18 protein-coding genes and 1 tRNA gene are annotated in these 15544 nt (G+C 57.1%); 7 read left to right on the plus strand and 12 right to left on the minus strand.

The window, feature by feature from the left end; all coding sequences use genetic code 11:
• The 3 genes from R5H23_RS11075 to glnA form a co-directional block, all read right to left on the minus strand.
• Positions 1-993 carry a 3',5'-cyclic-nucleotide phosphodiesterase gene (locus R5H23_RS11075; protein ID WP_317215451.1) on the minus strand — a complete coding sequence of 331 codons (993 nt, stop codon included), beginning with the start codon at positions 991-993 and terminating at the stop codon, positions 1-3.
• Positions 994-1022: 29 nt separating this feature from the next.
• The gene (locus R5H23_RS11080; protein WP_064275503.1) at positions 1023-1652 is read right to left on the minus strand and encodes a trimeric intracellular cation channel family protein; all 630 of its coding nucleotides are present in this window, start codon (positions 1650-1652) and stop codon (positions 1023-1025) included.
• A gap of 84 nt (positions 1653-1736) precedes the next feature.
• A complete protein-coding gene (gene glnA / locus R5H23_RS11085) occupies positions 1737-3119 on the minus strand; it encodes a type I glutamate--ammonia ligase (RefSeq protein ID WP_046900948.1) in 1383 nt (460 codons plus the stop codon).
• A gap of 529 nt (positions 3120-3648) precedes the next feature.
• On the opposite strand from glnA, the gene R5H23_RS11090 reads away from it, so the two are divergent.
• The 3 genes from R5H23_RS11090 to R5H23_RS11100 all read left to right on the plus strand — a co-directional run bounded on the left by R5H23_RS11090 (position 3649) and on the right by R5H23_RS11100 (position 6745).
• Complete coding sequence (locus tag R5H23_RS11090; RefSeq protein WP_317215452.1) at positions 3649-4812, plus strand: aminotransferase; 1164 nt, start codon at positions 3649-3651, stop codon at positions 4810-4812.
• 76 nt (positions 4813-4888) lie between these two features.
• The gene (gene tldD / locus R5H23_RS11095) at positions 4889-6352 is read left to right on the plus strand and encodes a metalloprotease TldD (protein ID WP_211508024.1); all 1464 of its coding nucleotides are present in this window, start codon (positions 4889-4891) and stop codon (positions 6350-6352) included.
• A 180-nt stretch (positions 6353-6532) separates the two neighbouring features.
• Entirely contained in the window at positions 6533-6745 is a 213-nt protein-coding gene (locus tag R5H23_RS11100; protein WP_317215454.1) for a hypothetical protein, read from the plus strand.
• Positions 6746-6748: 3 nt separating this feature from the next.
• On the opposite strand, the gene R5H23_RS11105 is transcribed toward R5H23_RS11100, so the two are convergent.
• Complete coding sequence (locus R5H23_RS11105) at positions 6749-7054, minus strand: YggT family protein (protein WP_046900947.1); 306 nt, start codon at positions 7052-7054, stop codon at positions 6749-6751.
• A gap of 143 nt (positions 7055-7197) precedes the next feature.
• Here R5H23_RS11105 and R5H23_RS11110 point away from each other — a divergent pair.
• Positions 7198-7273: transfer RNA gene (locus R5H23_RS11110), tRNA-Ala, on the plus strand.
• Positions 7274-7290: 17 nt separating this feature from the next.
• On the opposite strand, the gene R5H23_RS11115 is transcribed toward R5H23_RS11110, so the two are convergent.
• The 8 genes from R5H23_RS11115 to R5H23_RS11150 form a co-directional block, all read right to left on the minus strand.
• The gene (locus R5H23_RS11115) at positions 7291-8943 is read right to left on the minus strand and encodes a glycosyltransferase family 39 protein (protein ID WP_317215455.1); all 1653 of its coding nucleotides are present in this window, start codon (positions 8941-8943) and stop codon (positions 7291-7293) included.
• A 76-nt stretch (positions 8944-9019) separates the two neighbouring features.
• Entirely contained in the window at positions 9020-9772 is a 753-nt protein-coding gene (locus tag R5H23_RS11120) for a glycosyltransferase family 2 protein (RefSeq protein WP_317215456.1), read from the minus strand.
• Positions 9773-9776: 4 nt separating this feature from the next.
• Entirely contained in the window at positions 9777-10277 is a 501-nt protein-coding gene (locus R5H23_RS11125; protein WP_064275509.1) for a F0F1 ATP synthase subunit B, read from the minus strand.
• Positions 10278-10287: 10 nt separating this feature from the next.
• Positions 10288-10848, minus strand: coding sequence for an ATP synthase F0 subunit B' (locus R5H23_RS11130; RefSeq protein ID WP_046900359.1), 561 nt, complete (start codon positions 10846-10848; stop codon positions 10288-10290).
• A gap of 8 nt (positions 10849-10856) precedes the next feature.
• Entirely contained in the window at positions 10857-11081 is a 225-nt protein-coding gene (locus R5H23_RS11135; RefSeq protein WP_007284348.1) for an ATP synthase subunit C family protein, read from the minus strand.
• A gap of 46 nt (positions 11082-11127) precedes the next feature.
• A complete protein-coding gene (locus R5H23_RS11140; protein ID WP_046900946.1) occupies positions 11128-11877 on the minus strand; it encodes a F0F1 ATP synthase subunit A in 750 nt (249 codons plus the stop codon).
• Positions 11855-12223 (minus strand): AtpZ/AtpI family protein, encoded by a 369-nt coding sequence (locus R5H23_RS11145; protein ID WP_086634744.1) that lies wholly within the window; start codon positions 12221-12223, stop codon positions 11855-11857. Before R5H23_RS11145 ends, R5H23_RS11140 begins: the two co-directional genes overlap by 23 nt.
• 145 nt (positions 12224-12368) lie before the next feature.
• A complete protein-coding gene (locus R5H23_RS11150) occupies positions 12369-13883 on the minus strand; it encodes a vitamin B12-dependent ribonucleotide reductase (RefSeq protein ID WP_264648847.1) in 1515 nt (504 codons plus the stop codon).
• A gap of 194 nt (positions 13884-14077) precedes the next feature.
• Between R5H23_RS11150 and mlaD the strand changes: the two genes are divergently transcribed.
• The 3 genes from mlaD to R5H23_RS11165 are packed head-to-tail and all read left to right on the plus strand — an operon-like array spanning position 14078 to position 15506.
• On the plus strand, positions 14078-14611 hold the full coding sequence (mlaD, locus tag R5H23_RS11155; RefSeq protein WP_207204216.1) for an outer membrane lipid asymmetry maintenance protein MlaD: 534 nt from the start codon (positions 14078-14080) through the stop codon (positions 14609-14611).
• The gene (locus R5H23_RS11160) at positions 14608-14829 is read left to right on the plus strand and encodes a hypothetical protein (protein ID WP_046900355.1); all 222 of its coding nucleotides are present in this window, start codon (positions 14608-14610) and stop codon (positions 14827-14829) included. Before mlaD ends, R5H23_RS11160 begins: the two co-directional genes overlap by 4 nt.
• A gap of 2 nt (positions 14830-14831) precedes the next feature.
• Positions 14832-15506, plus strand: coding sequence for a DUF2155 domain-containing protein (locus tag R5H23_RS11165; protein WP_099211203.1), 675 nt, complete (start codon positions 14832-14834; stop codon positions 15504-15506).
• Positions 15507-15544: the final 38 nt, after the last annotated feature.

Consider the following 15544-nt stretch of genomic DNA (forward strand, 5'->3'; position numbering starts at 1 on the left):
TCAGAGCCTGAGGTGCAGGCTCTGAGCTGCCATAATGAAGTGGACGCCTGTTGTATTGCCCGCTTCCAGTTCTTCATGAATGCGCAGAACGGGATCTTGCTGGCGTTTGAGTGTCGGTTTGACGTGCGTGATTACGACGGGCAGATTTTTGAGCGAAACGCCTGTGATCTGCTGAAGATCTTCCAGTTCTGCCTCTACCCAGTGCGGCGTCAGATGCCCGTACAGGTGGCTATCGGAAATGGAGTTGTCATAAGAGCACTCTATCATGATGGCATGGAGATGTTTCTGACGCACAAGGGGCGCGACAGCCTGCCAGAGACGATGCAGGTGATCTGAGTGCTGTGGGGCGTCTGGCCCGGTATCTCCGAGATAGAGCAGGGCGTCTTGGCCGTTTGTGAACAGAAATGCTGTTGATTCCACACCGCCGTGGTTCAATGAATAGGCCTGAACCTGCAAAAATGTCCCGCTAATGGGTGTTGGCTTCTCGGGTGTTAGGTCGTCATAGCGGTATGTGCCGAGCCGGGGTTTGACGCCTTGGTCGCCCATGTTGGGCCAAATCTGCCAGTTGAAGATATGTTTGGCGAGAATGGCGTTGACGGATGCGAGAGCCATGATCGGTTTGGGTGTGTCATCCGGGGAGATGGCGACCAGACCGGCAATATGATCCAGGTGAGCATGGCTGATCAGATAGGCCGCAATGGTCGTGTGAAGAATTTCCCCTTCCGGCGTCAGTGTTGCGGACTTGAGAGAAAGGGTTTTGAACGCACCCGCTTTTACGGCGTCTTTCAAGCCATGCAGAACGGTTCCCGCATCGCAGAGAACGCCTTTGTCAGAACCTTCAGGCCGGATCAGGTAAGCGCTTAACGTTCCGTCATCCAGGCCTCCGGCGGCTCCCAGTACGACGATATCAAAGTCTGAGGCGTACGCTATGGGGGCACAAAGAAGCAGAGGGAGAGCGGCTAGAAGTCCCTTCAGGACGGGGGCGATGCGCATGAGCGGGCGTTCTTTTCCGTGAGGAGGGGCTATTTTCGATAATGCGGCAGCGACAGTCCCTTGAGAAGAGCAAGTGCGCGAAGGGCAAACCCTGCGAAAATGGCGATGGCAGCCGCCAGTGTGGTGTCACACCCTGCTTTTGTCAGGAGCACATAGCTGCACGATGAGAGGGCAACAGCAGTAACATACAGCTCTGGACGAATGATGATGGATGGGACGCCAGCCAGCACATCGCGAAAAATGCCTCCCATGCAGGCACTGACAATTCCCATTAGAGCGGCTGGAACCGGTGGAATGCCATAAGCAATGGCTTTGGCTGCGCCATACACACCATAAGCTGCAATCCCCATCCCGTCGAACCAGTCTACGGCGCGCTCGGACCAGAGGCGACCTGGCGTGAACCAGACGAGCAAAGCGCAGACCATGCAGACTGTGATGCCAGTGGAGTTGTGCATCCATGAGACAGGTGCACCGATCAACAGATCGCGCACGGTTCCACCACCAACACCTGTAATGGCGGCGAAGAACATGAAGGTCAGGATTGTCAGGCGTTCCCGTGCGGCGGCGAGGGCTCCTGAAACGGCAAAGACGGCCGTTCCGGCAATATCCAGAATGGGCAGGACAGAAGTTGAGAAAGCCTCGAAAGCGGGATGCATCATGACGGGTGCCGTAACAGGGAAAGCGGGTACGAAAAAGCCCGGCGCAAAGGCCGGGCTTCTCCGTTTTGCAGAAGTCTGCTCGGATTAGACCGAGTAGTACATCTCGAACTCGACCGGGTGGGGTGTGTGTTCGAATTTGTAGACTTCAGGCCACTTGATGTCGATGTAGCTCTCGATCTGGTCCTTGGTGAAAACGCCGCCTTCGAGAAGGAATGCGTGATCTTCCTGGAGGGCTTCGAGGGCTTCACGGAGCGAACCGCAGACCGTCGGGATCTGAGCCAGTTCTTCCTTCGGCAGTTCGTACAGATCCTTGTCCATGGCGTCGCCAGGGTGGATCTTGTTGCGGATGCCATCAAGGCCGGCCATCAGCATGGCTGCGAATGCGAGATATGGGTTTGCCATCGGGTCCGGGAAGCGGACTTCAACGCGCTTTGCCTTCGGGTTCGTGGCGTGCGGGATACGACACGAAGCTGAACGGTTGGCAGCGGAGTAGGCCAGCAGCACGGGCGCTTCAAAGCCCGGGATCAGGCGCTTGTAGGAGTTGGTGGACGGGTTCGTGAACGCGTTCAGAGCCTTGGCGTGCTTGATGATGCCGCCAATGTAGAACAGTGCGTCTTCGGACAGGTCCGCATACTTGTCGCCAGCGAAGGTTGGCTTGCCGTCTTTCCAGATGGACTGGTGAACGTGCATGCCGGAACCGTTGTCGCCCGAGATCGGCTTCGGCATGAACGTGGCCGTTTTGCCGTAGGAGTGGGCGACGTTGTGCACGCAGTACTTGTAGATCTGCATGAAGTCAGCAGACTTCACGAGCGTGTCGAACTTCGTGCCAAGCTCGTGCTGGGACTGTGCAACTTCGTGATGGTGCTTCTCGATCGGAAGACCCATTTCGCCCATCGTGGAAAGCATTTCGGCGCGGAGGTCATGCTCGCTGTCCACTGGCGGGACCGGGAAGTAACCACCCTTGACGACAGGGCGATGGCCCATGTTGCCTTCCGGGTAGGCTTTCAGAGATGCGCCTGGGCCTTCGATGCTGTCGAGCTGGTACGTGCCGAAGTTCGGGCCGGTGCCGAACTGGACGTTGTCGAAGATGAAGAATTCAGCTTCCGGACCGAAGAAAGCGGTATCCCCGAAGCCGGCTTCCTTCAGATAGGCTTCTGCAAGCTTGGCCGTGGAGCGGGGATCACGATTGTAGAAGTTGCCTGTCTTGGGATCAATAATGTCACAGAACAGGATCAGCTGCGGCTTTGCGGAGAACGGGTCCATGACGGCCGTTTCCGGATCTGGCAGCAGAACCATGTCGGACTCGTTGATCGCTTTCCAGCCCTGGATGGACGAGCCATCGAACATGAAGCCTTCAACGAACGTGTCGTCTTCAATGGTGGAGACCGTCTGGGTCGTGTGGTGCCACTTGCCCTTGGGATCGGTGAAACGCAGATCGACGAACTCAGCCGCATGTTCCTGGATCATCTCGAAAACGCGGGCAACGGCCTCGGGCTTCGGTGCTGGTGGCTTGCCAGCTGCGGCGGTTGTCTTGGGGGAGGCAGCCTTGGCGGAAGCGCGGCGTGGAGCTGCAGCTTTCGGTTTGGCGGTGGAGGAAGTAGGGGCTTTTCTGGCCATCGATCTGTCGCCTTGCATCGTGTGAACGGCTTCAAAACGATTACGGGACAATTTCCCATCTGTCGAGTACGACATACACCTTCATTTCATCATCAATTGAAGAAAGAAAGTGTCTCAAAATGGCACTTGGCCTGATTGGACGCGTTTTTCTGGCCGATCAGGGATGGGGAAGCTCTGACTTGTCGGGGTGTTGTCCGATCGGGAAAATTTTATTGATCGGGAATTCCATAGTTACTGTGCGGGTACTGATTCCAAAAAGACGTTTGTTCAACTGAGATCGTGAGGTGAGGACCAAAGCGCAGGGAATGGCTTTTCAGGACGAGCGGGTCCTGCAATGGTGAGGTCTCTCTTCCGTTCCATGTCTTAAAAGCGCTGGTCCATGAAAACGCCCAATACTTATCTGTCTTCGCTGCCCACGACCGTTTTCACGATTATGTCTCAGCTTGCTGCCAGGTATGATGCAATCAATCTGGGGCAGGGCTTTCCGGACACTGAAGGCCCGGCGGATATTATCAACGTCGCGGCCGAGGCGCTGAAGGATAATAGAAACCAGTACGCGCCGCTAACGGGGTTGCCGGAGTTGCGGCAGGCTGTCGCTGAATCAAACCGGCGTTTTTATGGGCTTGAGATTGATCCGGCGACAGAAGTTGTTGTGACGTCTGGAGCAACGGAGGCTCTGGCAGCCTGCCTGATGGCTGTTGTGGAAGCTGGTGATGAAGTGGTTCTGATCGAACCTCTCTATGATACCTATCTTCCAATGCTCAAGATGATAGGCGCAGTTCCCAAGTGCGTCCGTCTTCAGCCGCCACACTGGAAGCTTCCTGAAGAAGAGCTTCGTGCAGCCTTTGGCCCCAAAACAAAGGCCATGATCCTGAACTCTCCGATGAACCCTGCAGGCAAGGTCTTTTCACAGACTGAACTTGAACTGATTGCAGGATTGGTGAAGGAACATGATGCCTATGTGATCTGTGACGAAGTTTACGAACACCTGACGTTTCACGTGAAACACATTCCCCTCATGACGCTTCCTGATATGCGGGAGCGCTGCATGCGCATTGGGAGCGCAGGCAAGAGCTTCTCTCTGACGGGCTGGAAAGTCGGGTATGTCACGGCTCCTTCGGCTCTGGCGTCTGTGGTTGCCAAGGCTCATCAGGTGCTGGTGTTTGCCACGGCTCCTAATCTTCAGCGCGCCGTGGCGCATGGTCTCAATAAAGACGACAGCTACTACAAAAGTTTGTCCGCTGACCTAGAATTGCGCAGAGACATTCTTGTGGAAGGATTGCATCGCCTCGGTTTTGAGACACTTCCCGCAGATGGAAGCTATTTTGTCGTGGCGGATACGTCACGCCATGCTCAGGGACGAACGGATGTGGAGTTTGCCGAATGGCTGGTTGAGCATGGAGGCGTGGCAACAATCCCGGTCTCTGCCTTTTATGACCCGGAGGGCGCTGAACCGCCACGCAACATGATCCGCTTTGCATTCTGCAAGAAGCCGGAAATTCTTCAGGAAGCCCTGCGTCGCCTCGAAAAAGCACTCACCTGAAGGCGGCCTCTTTCAATTCGCGTGCTATGACCCATTTCTAGTTCTTCACCATCCTCTCAGCCAGGAGATTACCCCGATGTCCATTGCCGCAGATGCGCTGGGAGCCCTTGCCACAACTGATGCCCTGTTTTTTGACCGCCCCGGTTCCCGATTGACGCGGGAGGGTGCCGAGGCACTGGTTGCACAGGGATTGGCAGGGGTAGATGATGGAGAGCTGTTTCTCGAATACCGCGAAAATGAGGGGATCTCACTGGATGACGGGACAATCCGATCAGCGAGTTTCACAACCTCTTCCGGCTTCGGTCTGCGCGCAGTCTTGGGAACAGAAACGGCTTTCGCCCATTCTGATGAAATGAGTGAAGACGCCCTGGCACGTGCGGTTAGCACAGTCGGTGCCGTGCGACAGGGACGAAGTGGCGTGATGGCGCCGGGCCCGCGATCAACCAATCAGCGTCTTTATTCTGACTCCCGACCGCTGGAGGGAACGGACTTTGCAGCGCGTGCGGCAGTTCTGGGCGAAATTGACGCCTATGCCCGTGGTGTAGATGCCCGCGTTGTTCAGGTCAGTGCCAGTCTGAGTTCCGAATGGCAGGCCGTGCAGATCATGCGTCGTGCAGATGCTGGAGATCGCGTTGCGGATCTTCGTCCGCTGGTCCGTCTGAATGTATCGGTCGTGGTTGAAAAGGACGGTCGTCGCGAGAGTGGCAGTCATGGACAGGGAGGACGGTATGAACTGGATCGTCTTCTGGATGGCGCAACATGGAAAGCAGCAGTTGATGAAGCTCTGAGGCAGGCTCTGCTGAACCTCGATGCAGCGCCGGCACCTGCAGGAGAAATGGATGTGGTGCTTGGACCAGGATGGCCAGGTATTCTGCTCCATGAAGCTGTTGGCCATGGGCTGGAAGGGGACTTCAACCGCAAGGGAACATCCTCCTTCACTGGCATGGTCGGGAAGCGGGTGGCTGCTCCTGGGGTGACGGTTATTGATGATGGCACACTACCTGAGCGTCGGGGCTCTTTGAGCATCGACGATGAAGGGACGCCAACGGGACGGACTGTTCTGATCGAAGACGGTATTCTGACGGGCTATTTGCAGGATCGCCTGAATGCCCGTCTGATGGGTGTGTCTTCCACGGGAAATGGGCGTCGGGAATCTTACGCTCATGCCCCTATGCCACGTATGACAAATACGGTGATGCTTGAAGGAACAGCAACGACCGACGAGATGATCCGCTCTACAAAGCGTGGACTGTATGCCGTCAATTTTGGCGGTGGTCAGGTTGATATTACGTCCGGGAAGTTCGTTTTCGCGGCGTCTGAAGCTTATCTGATTGAAGATGGAAAAGTGACGCGCCCGGTGAAGGGGGCGACGCTCATTGGAAACGGTGCAGATGCCATGAACCAGATTTCGATGATCGGGTCAGATGTGGCGCTTGATCCGGGAATTGGGACATGCGGCAAAGCTGGTCAGGGCGTTCCTGTCGGAGTGGGGCAACCAACGTTGAAGTTGTCTGGCCTGACGGTAGGTGGCACAGCCTGACAGGGTAAAACTCTCCGGCTTTCCGGCTCTTAAAGTAGCCGTAACTCATTCCGGATATTGCAGCTGGCAGCATCGTGCCTATTTAAAAGGCATAAGATGTTTTGAACTGTAATGTCCGGTTTTTTATTTTTGCCATGGTCATTGCAGCTCAGGAGTTCACGTTGTGAAAGGAGCTCCACCATGGGGCATAATTACGCCAAGCCACTGACCAGTCAGGTCCGGATGGAGCGTGTGCTAAGCCGCTTGCCTGAAGACTGGTCTGTTCGCATTGAACGTGAGCCGGGAAAAGGGTGGCGCGCCTGGATGCAACCGCCGACGCACTCAGCTCAGTGGAGTGAGCCGCACAATGATCTGGCTGATGCGCTGGAGGAAGTGTGGCGCGCAGTCCGGTAAGTCTTAGAAAGCAGGGTGGTAAATCAGCATGGCGAATACACGGTTGACCAAGGGATAGACCAGAAACTGGATTGCCAGCAGCAGGACCATCGGCGCGAAGTCCATGCCGCCTGTGCTGGGAAGAATATTCCGAATAGGGGCCAGAATCGGTTCGACGACGCGTGCAAGGGTGTTGAAGAGCGAATAGAAAAACCGGTTACGAATATCCAGCACGCCAAAGCCCAGCAGCATGGACAGGATACAGTAAGCCAGAAGAGCCCATACGAATGCCTGAATGATCATCAGGATAATGGCGTGCAGGGCAAGCATGCTGAAAACCTCGTCGGAAAACGCGGAAGACCGGGTAAGCGGCCAGCCAGGAACAGGTTTTGTATCTGCCTCGGCGAGACAGGACAACCTCATCCGGATTGCTTGACAGAAACCGGGCTGATGGGAACTATCAAAAGTGCCATGGGGCTGTAGCTCAGTTGGGAGAGCGCCTCGTTCGCAATGAGGAGGTCAGGGGTTCGATTCCCCTCAGCTCCACCATGGAAATTTCCAGGAATTTAGTCCGGGGCGAACATGCCTAGGTCAAGACGATGACCGTTTGAGTAGTTCAGGCCTTGAATACGGCCATATTCTACGATGCTGAGGTTGGTTCGGTTCAATGCATCCCGAAAGATCTTTTCATCCTTTCGGTCTACCAGAGCGAGGGTGCAGCGAGGATGCTGCTGGAGATAAGCTGCTGCGGCTTCTGGGCCAATCAACTGCGTGTGTTCGCCCACCAGGAAGACCAGGCTTGGCTCGGAATAAGATGTCGAGACAAGCACAGTTTGAGCGCATGGCTTCACGTCTTCAAAAAGTGCAGCCACTCGGGGAGCCAGGCGAATGGTTTGCAGGTTGGGGATTACGGCCAGGAAGAGGCCGGCCTGTGCAATGACAGCGGCACCCATCGCGCAAAACGCTGCCTGCTGACGATGATTGCGGATTAAAAGAAGAATTGCTCCTCCCATGAGAGGGAGTGCTCCGCAGAGCGCCAGGCATTCGCGGATCGAAAGCATGTGCTGCATTTTATACAGAACGACCGTGCCAGCGAAACAGAAGGCCAAGCCAACTGCGGCCCATATTACGCCGTAGAATCCGAGAGCGATTTTGCTCCATTTGGAAAGAGCTGGACGACCCCAAATCGTTAGAGCCGCGGCAGTTAGGATTGCAATGGCCGGATATGTGGGGAGCACGTAATGCGGAAGCTTCGTGGCGATCAATTCAAAGACCAGCCAGTGCGGGATAATCCAGCTCAGCAAAAACCGGACTTGAGGCAGTTTGCGATTTTTCCAGACTGAGGGAATTGCCAAAGCAGCAAAAAAAGATCCAGGCCAGAATGCTAGCGCAAAAACAATAAGATGGAATCCTGGTGGTAGGCCGTGAGCTTCCTGGCCATGTGCTACTTTCCCCAGAAAGTTACGGCCAATGGCGCGTGAAAAGAAGTCCCCGTGACTGACAACGTCAATCGCGACACACCAGGGAACGACTACGGCAAGCATGAGCAGCCAACCCCAGCGTGGACGCAGTCTGGACCACCACTCTCGATCACGTTCGACAGCCCATAAGGCCAGTGGGGTACAAAAGCCTGGAATGAGAACAACAGGGCCCTTGAGCATTAGGCCGACGCCCAATGCCAGCCAGTAACCGCAGGCAACCCAAACAGATGTCGGACTATTCTTCTGACGATCGAGAAATGCCCTCAGAAGCATTGCTTCAAAGCACAGGATATCTAGGAGTAGGACTGTATCGATTGTCGCCATATGGCTTTCGGCAACAAAGAGCGTCGAAACCATCAGGAGGCCCGCAGCCATCAGACCGGTGACGGCTCCGAAGAGTGCGCTTCCCATCCAGGCTGTCAGGGGGATGATAAGGGCGGCGGCTATGAGGCTTGGAATGCGATAGGGCCAGGTTTTGCGAAGGACGTCTGAGCCAAAGAGTTCTTCCGCAATTTTTGCTGAAGAGGCTTCAAGCCAGTAGATGCCAGCCGGCTGCAAATAGCGTGGTTTGTCCTGAAAGCGGACGTCTACGAAATTTCCGGACGTGAGCATCTGCTCTGACGCTTCCATATAACGTGGTTCGTCACGATCCAGCGGGGGCAATGTCATGCGTCCCGGCAAGGCAAGCAGAAAGGTCACTAGCCCGAGGAGGGCATAATGCCGGAATGTCAGTTTCATGCAGAGGCTCCGTTCCGGTCCATCCGAGAATGGTGGCCGGAAAGTGTCTGAAAGGCCATCCTCGTTAAAGGATGGATCAGTGTTCGGTCAGACGATCGGGTAGGTGGGTTCGGTTTTGCAGCCACATGACACCCAGAAGATCACGGATGCCGACAAGAGCCCGATTGAAATTGGTGTATTTTGATGAGCCGTGCAGACGAGCACGGTGCTGAACTTCATGGCAGATCAGCAGGGCGCCATAGTGTCCAAGGAGGGCCGGTAGAAAGCGGTGTACACCCTCAAACTGCGGAATACGCAGGAACATCTCACGAGAGAAAAGTTTAAGAGGCGCTCCGGTGTCCGGGCAACCATCATTCAGGAGGCGACGGCGCAAACCGTTGGCCAGCTTCGTCGCAATGCGCCGGGAGAGACGGTCATTCCTTTTTCGACGGACACCAACCACCAGCGGCGGCTTGGAATTGGCTGAACGCGCCAGTTCAAGCATCCGGATGATGGAAGAAGGATCGTCTTGACCATCGCCATCAATGGTCGCCATCCATTCGCCATGAGCGGCTGTTGCTCCGGTTCTCAGAGCAGCAGATTTGCCAAGGCGCCGTGGGTGGCTAAGAATTCTAAGATTTGGAAGATACTGACGTCGTGCTTCAAGAAGCTTTTCGACAGTGGTATCTGTACTGCCATCGTCGATGGCGAGAATTTCAGTATTTTCCGGGAAGCCATCAAGAACTCCGGCGAGTTCCTGACAGACAGGTAGAATATTGTCCGCCTCATTCAGGACTGCCATGACAATGGAAAGCGTCACAGGAGTCTGGGATGGGCGGACGGATGTCATAAACTCAGGCCGCAGAACGGCGCAGCGCTTCAGGAAGGTTCTGAATGCTCTGTTCAATCAGCTGAGCAGCAACGTCCGGGCTTTCGGAAAGACGGGAGGCCACAACATCGCGAGCTGCCGAGATGGCAATGGCTGTTGCGCGCTCTTGAACTTCACGGATTGCAGCGCGCTCTGCGGCTTCAATCCGGTCGTGCGCCATCTTCTCGTAACGGCCGGCTGCTGCTTCTGCTTCGTGACGGGCGCGTTCTGCCAGAGCAGCAGCTTCCGTCTCTGAGCGGGCAATCATGGCCTGCGTTTCTGCCAGCGTCTTCTCACGCTCGCGGGTCGCATCTTCGAGCATCTGCTCTGCCTCACGGCGGAGACGGGCTGCCTCGTCCAGATCGCGTCGAACGCCTTCTGCACGGGCATCAAGATGGCTCGTGATGACGGCCCAGAGCTTGCGACCAAAGATCACGAAGAAGAGGACAAATGCCAGGGCAGTCCAGAAACGGGGTTCTTGGAACATCGTCGTCTCCTTAGGCGCTGACGCGTTTCACGGCGCTGGCGACAGTCTGTTCATCCTGTTCCCCGATCAGACGGGAGACCAGGTTCTGAGCGGTACCAGTTGCAATCGCGGGGAGGCTGGAAAGAGCCTGCTCGCGGGACTGGGCAATCCGGGCTTCGGCGTTTGCGACTTCAGCTTCGAGACGCTTTGCGGTTTCCCGTGCATGCGTTTCAGCGCTGAGGCGAGCCTCATTCTGGATGCGCTCTACATTGGCCCGGGCCTGTGCGGCCGCTTCATGGCGGGTGCTCAGGAGTTCGGCGCTTGCGCGGTCGGACTCGGCTTTCGCACGGCGGGCAATATCGAGGTCGTTCTGGATGCGGGTGCGTCGGTTCGACAGCACGCGCTCGATCCGCGGCAGAGCGGAACGGCTAAGGACGACATAGAAGCCGGCAAAAATGACGGCTCCCCAGGCGACCTGTCCGATCAGCAGCGGATCATGGACGTTCAGCTGCGGCATGCCCGCAGCCACAGCTCGGCCCGGCACAGCCGCCAGCGGAGCGGCGAACAGGAAAAGACGTGGCGTGCGGTGCATGTTCGACCTCAGGCGAACAGGATCAGGAAGGCGATCAGCAGCGCGAACAGAGCAACGGCTTCCGTCAGCGCGAAGCCGAGCATGCCGAGGCCGAAAACGTGCGGGCGGGAAGCCGGGTTGCGAGCGATGGAGCTCACGAGCGTCGAGAAGATGTTGCCGAGGCCAATGCCGACGCCTGCGAGGGCGATTACTGCAATACCGGCGCCGATGTCACGAGCGGCTTGAACGTCCATGGTCAGGTTCCTTTAGGGTCGATACAGGGGTTGTGCAAAACCGCGCTCAGTGAGCGACGGCCTCGCGCAGATAGATGCAGGTGAGAATGGCGAAAACGTATGCCTGAAGCACACCCACCAGCAATTCCAGAGCCGTCAGCGCAATGTTGATCGCGATCGGGGCAACGGCCAGGATATGGCCGAAGAAGCCCAGACCGGCGAGCATGATTGTGAAGCCGGCAAACACCTCGAGCAGAACGTGACCGGCCACCATATTGGCGAACAGACGGATCGACAGGCTGACGGGGCGAGAAAGAAAAGAAAGGATCTCGATCGGCACGAGCAGCGGCGACAGCCACACAGGGGCGCCAGCTGGCATGAAGTGCTTGAAGAAACCTAGGCCCTGAAAGCGCAGGGAAGCCAGGATCGAGATCACGAACACCGTTACGGCCAGCGCAAGTGTTACTGCGATATGGCTTGTATAGGTGAAGGAGAAGGGAAGCAGGCCGAGGTAGTTGCCAGCGAGAATGAAGAAGAACAGAGCGAACACGAACGGGAAGAAAGCAGCGCCTTCTTCCCCCATCGTGCCGATGGCAAGGTCATGAATGAAGTCGTAACCAATTTCGGCTGCGGCCTGAAGACGGCCAGGAACGACGGAGGCTGGGCGCATTCCGATAAAGAGGAATGCGAGCACCAGCACAACGGCGATCAGCATGAACAGTGGAGACTGTGAGAACCGCAGAGCTTCGCCCAGAGATCCGAGAACCGGATGGAGCTCGAACTGTCCGAGCGCGTCAATCGTCGATCCGGCTGCCACGCTGGCTTCTCCCGTCATCTTTCAGCTCGGGCACCATGCCCGGCCCATTCAAAACCCGCCAGACATTCATCATGCCGGCACCAAAACCTAGCAGGGCAAAAATCAGAAGGAAAAGAACCCTGTAACCCAGCCAGCGGTCAAGAGCGTAGCCTAATGCCACACCAACCGCCAGACCGGCTACCAGCTCCGTTCCGACCCGGATCGCAACACCGAAAGATGCGATAGAACCCGCATCTCCATCGGAGGACTTCGTGGAAAACTCTTCCGCGTGGGGATCAAGCTTTTTGCTTGCGCGCTTCAGGCGCACATCAAAGCTGTCATCCTCGTCGGAAGGGGCGTGTCCCACGCTGTCTGATCCCTTACCCTGTGCGCATCCTGTCCACCGGGCACAATGACCGGATTCCTTCTCAGCGCAGGCGCTAGCTACCGACGTGTCCGCAGGCTGTCAATGTATTCCAGCAGCGCAGACGTCGGAAGACGCCATATTTTCATCAACTCACCAGTCTGAGGCGTCGACCGCGGGGTGTATCACCCGACGAATGATCGAACGGCAACATAGGAGATGTATCTTCCGCGTTGGGTTCGATCTGTGGTGCGTCTGGCATGTGCTGACCGAGATAAGCCTCCGAAAGTGTTCGGAAGGCGTAATCGAGCATCGACGATGCGTAGGCAGCGCCCGGATCACCTTCGACCGTACCCGCAGGCCCGAAGCGGGTATAAGCGAATCGTTCGACAAAAGCGTCCAGCGGCGCGCCAAACTGAAGACCAATGCTGACAGCCTGCCCGAGACAATCCATTAAACCCCGGGCCATTGGTGTTTCTCGGGTCGGGATGATGCTGACTTCACCCAGGGTGCCGTCTTCAAACTCGCTCGTGCGCATGAAGAGGCTGTGGCCGCCGACAGCAGTGCGCTGAGTAAAGCCGGTTTGACGCATTGGAAGCTGACGCCGAGCGCCCCGTTCCAGTTTGGCACGCAGATTCGCCAGTTCGGGTTCTGGCAACTCCGGAAGAAAATCGACGGAGCGTTCCATGGCCTTATGCATGGCGGCATGGGCTTCCGGCCTTGTCGGAGGAAGGGGAGCTTCACCAGCAAGCGCCATCGCAAGGGCGGATTCGGGCGTCAGGCCTCTGTAAGCCAGCCTGGCAAGGGTCGAGGCGCGGAGGTGTCCGTCGCTTCGCAAGGGCGAAAAGACCGGCGCCAACCCACAGGATTCAACTCCTAGAAGTGCATCGACAGGCCCGGGTCCGGAAAATCCCGTTTCCACAGGGGAAAGATGCTGGCCTTCCATGGCCGCGCAGGCCTCTGCCGCGAGGGCGCGCAGCCCCGGTAGGGATGCGCAGGCTGGAATGGTCGGGAGCGAGAGATTTGTGCCTGCATGCGCGATGCTTGTGGCCAGTGCGGCAATGGCTCTGGCGGCCTCTCGTCCTGCATCACTGTCGTAGTCGAGCCCCATGGATGCGAGGCAAGCGTCCAGGTCCGTTAGCAGGATAATGCCTGCGGGTTCTTCTGACGGATCAGCGGGCAGATCAAAGAGCGGCAGTTCGCCTGTTCGCTCCACGCGTGTTGCTGCGTGAAGTCGACGCAGGGAATCGCAGGCCAGCTTCAGGCAGGCTACGAAATGCTCTGGTGCGAAACCGTCCTCCTGAACAAAGCCAGACAGTCGCACAACAAAACCTGGAATTTCGTCAGGGTGACGTTCCCACAGGGCAATGTTGGGGGCGAGCTGACGCATCAGCAGAAGATAAGACAGGCTCCGGGCGGGAGAGGGTGCATTGGCTGGCGTTCCGGGGAGAGGCGGACACGCATCAATTGTGTCAACCCAACGTGCCGCTTCCGTCGAAAGGCGGATGGGGCCACCATTTTGCGTGATCTGGGCCAGCGCCTGCGCGGCATCATCCTCCCAGGCGGCCGGAAGGGTGACGGAGCGCGTGGCGCTGTCGTCCGGATCGGTGGTGACCCGAAGCGTTCTCATGCGAACGCCGGTCCAATGAAGACGGGCTGTCATGCTGCGAATCTACGCTGCGTTCCGGTGCCCCGGAAGCGGGAAAACGTGCCTTTTGGCCGGGTTAATGGGTGGGAACATGGGGATATGGGGGATAACATTTTCCCAGGCTGATAATCTCTGTTTCCAAAGGGAGGGTTGGACTGCGGCGATGGAGTCCGCTAGTGCAGGAAAATGATTTTTTCGAAGGTGATGTCATGAGCGCAGCCACGGGAACAGCGCCTGCCGCAGCTCGCCACGATCGGCTTGAGCTTCTGGCTGGGTTTCTGGTGCTGGTCTTTCTGGTCGGGATGCTGGTTCTGGCGATGCTGGGTCATCATCGTCACGATGATGGTGGCTACCAGGTTCATGCGTCTTTCAGCCAGATTGATGGTCTGAATGTCGGATCAGATGTGCGTCTGGCTGGAATTACCGTCGGCCATGTGATGTCTGAGGTGGTGGATCCGAAGACTTTTCAGGCGCAGGTGACGTTCACACTGTCGCCGGATGTGAAGCTGCCAACGGATTCTGCCGCGATTGTGACGTCTGACAGTCTGTTGGGCGGAAAGTACATTGCGCTGTCACCGGGTGGCGCTGACGCTCTTATCAAGGCTGGCGGAGCGCTGACGGAGACGCAGGGGTCTATCAGTCTTGAGCAGCTTCTGAGTAAATTCATCTTTTCGGTCACGGATACGCTTCAGAAGGCTCAAAAGCCCCAGAAGCCTGCTGGTGGCCTGTCAGACGAGCCGTGAGTTCCGAGGATTTTCCCTGGCTGGATCGTGATGGGCAGCCAGTGGCCTGCGTCGAGAAAGTGCGCGTGCTGAGAGAAAATGATGCCGAATTGCGTCAGACCCTGCAGGATGCGTTTGAGGACGGTATTCTGATGGGTGTTTCCCCAGATGCCATGCGCCAGTCCTTCATTGCCATGCTTGCCGATCTCGTGGACCCGAAATCCCAAGGAAACGCCTGATCATGACCAATCGGTTCCTGTTTGCCGGTGCGGCGCTTCTGGCTCTGTCTGTAACGTCATCGGCGTCTGCCGCTGTAGGGGTTGCCCCCCCGGCGATGTACCCGGCTAATACCTGGCAGGGACGGACACAGGCTGTCATTCGTGTTCTGGATCGGCTGGATGCCCATATTGAAACGCTAACGATTCCGGTGGGTGCAAATGCTTCCTACCGAACGCTTTCGGTCGCTGTTGAGGCGTGTGTCAGTCGTCCGGAAACATTGCCGGCTGATTCCGGTGCATTGCTGCACCTGCGTGATTCGGGAGATTCGGCTCGACCACCCTTCGACGGATGGATGTTGCAGAATGAGCCATCTCTCGGGACTTATGGCAGTTCGCTTTATGATGTGCGTGTTGTGGCGTGCACGGGAGATCGTGTTGCGCCGGACGCTGGACCGCTGCCCGTCATAAAAGCGCCTCAACTGGCCGGTACGACAGCAACGGAAGATGAAGGGGGGACCGATCAGTCCGGTTCTTCATCATCATCTGAAGGAGGAGCGGTTCCGCTGGCGCCAGACAGCCACGCACCGATTCCTCTCGCGCCACCCTCTGGTGGTGCGCAGTCTCTTGTGCCTCCCGCACCACCGGCATCAGCCGGACCGTCCTTGCCTCCTCCCGCAGCCGACCCCGGCCTGGAATAAGGAGTGGGCGGAGCGGGGGTACCCCTGAAACTGGAAAG

Origin of the sequence: Gluconobacter sp. GP1, assembly GCF_032913585.1 — a bacterium.
Taxonomy (GTDB): domain Bacteria; phylum Pseudomonadota; class Alphaproteobacteria; order Acetobacterales; family Acetobacteraceae; genus Gluconobacter; species Gluconobacter cerinus.

Coding starts and splice junctions, on each gene's coding strand:
- R5H23_RS11075 (WP_317215451.1), bottom strand. CDS start 993: ATGCGCATCGCCCCCGTCCTGAAGGGACTTCTAGCCGCTCTCCCTCTG.
- R5H23_RS11080 (WP_064275503.1), bottom strand. CDS start 1,652: ATGATGCATCCCGCTTTCGAGGCTTTCTCAACTTCTGTCCTGCCCATT.
- glnA (WP_046900948.1), bottom strand. CDS start 3,119: ATGATCCAGGAACATGCGGCTGAGTTCGTCGATCTGCGTTTCACCGAT.
- R5H23_RS11090 (WP_317215452.1), top strand. CDS start 3,649: ATGAAAACGCCCAATACTTATCTGTCTTCGCTGCCCACGACCGTTTTC.
- tldD (WP_211508024.1), top strand. CDS start 4,889: ATGTCCATTGCCGCAGATGCGCTGGGAGCCCTTGCCACAACTGATGCC.
- R5H23_RS11100 (WP_317215454.1), top strand. CDS start 6,533: ATGGGGCATAATTACGCCAAGCCACTGACCAGTCAGGTCCGGATGGAG.
- R5H23_RS11105 (WP_046900947.1), bottom strand. CDS start 7,054: ATGCTTGCCCTGCACGCCATTATCCTGATGATCATTCAGGCATTCGTA.
- R5H23_RS11115 (WP_317215455.1), bottom strand. CDS start 8,943: ATGAAACTGACATTCCGGCATTATGCCCTCCTCGGGCTAGTGACCTTT.
- R5H23_RS11120 (WP_317215456.1), bottom strand. CDS start 9,772: ATGACATCCGTCCGCCCATCCCAGACTCCTGTGACGCTTTCCATTGTC.
- R5H23_RS11125 (WP_064275509.1), bottom strand. CDS start 10,277: ATGTTCCAAGAACCCCGTTTCTGGACTGCCCTGGCATTTGTCCTCTTC.
- R5H23_RS11130 (WP_046900359.1), bottom strand. CDS start 10,848: ATGCACCGCACGCCACGTCTTTTCCTGTTCGCCGCTCCGCTGGCGGCT.
- R5H23_RS11135 (WP_007284348.1), bottom strand. CDS start 11,081: ATGGACGTTCAAGCCGCTCGTGACATCGGCGCCGGTATTGCAGTAATC.
- R5H23_RS11150 (WP_264648847.1), bottom strand. CDS start 13,883: ATGACAGCCCGTCTTCATTGGACCGGCGTTCGCATGAGAACGCTTCGG.
- mlaD (WP_207204216.1), top strand. CDS start 14,078: ATGAGCGCAGCCACGGGAACAGCGCCTGCCGCAGCTCGCCACGATCGG.
- R5H23_RS11165 (WP_099211203.1), top strand. CDS start 14,832: ATGACCAATCGGTTCCTGTTTGCCGGTGCGGCGCTTCTGGCTCTGTCT.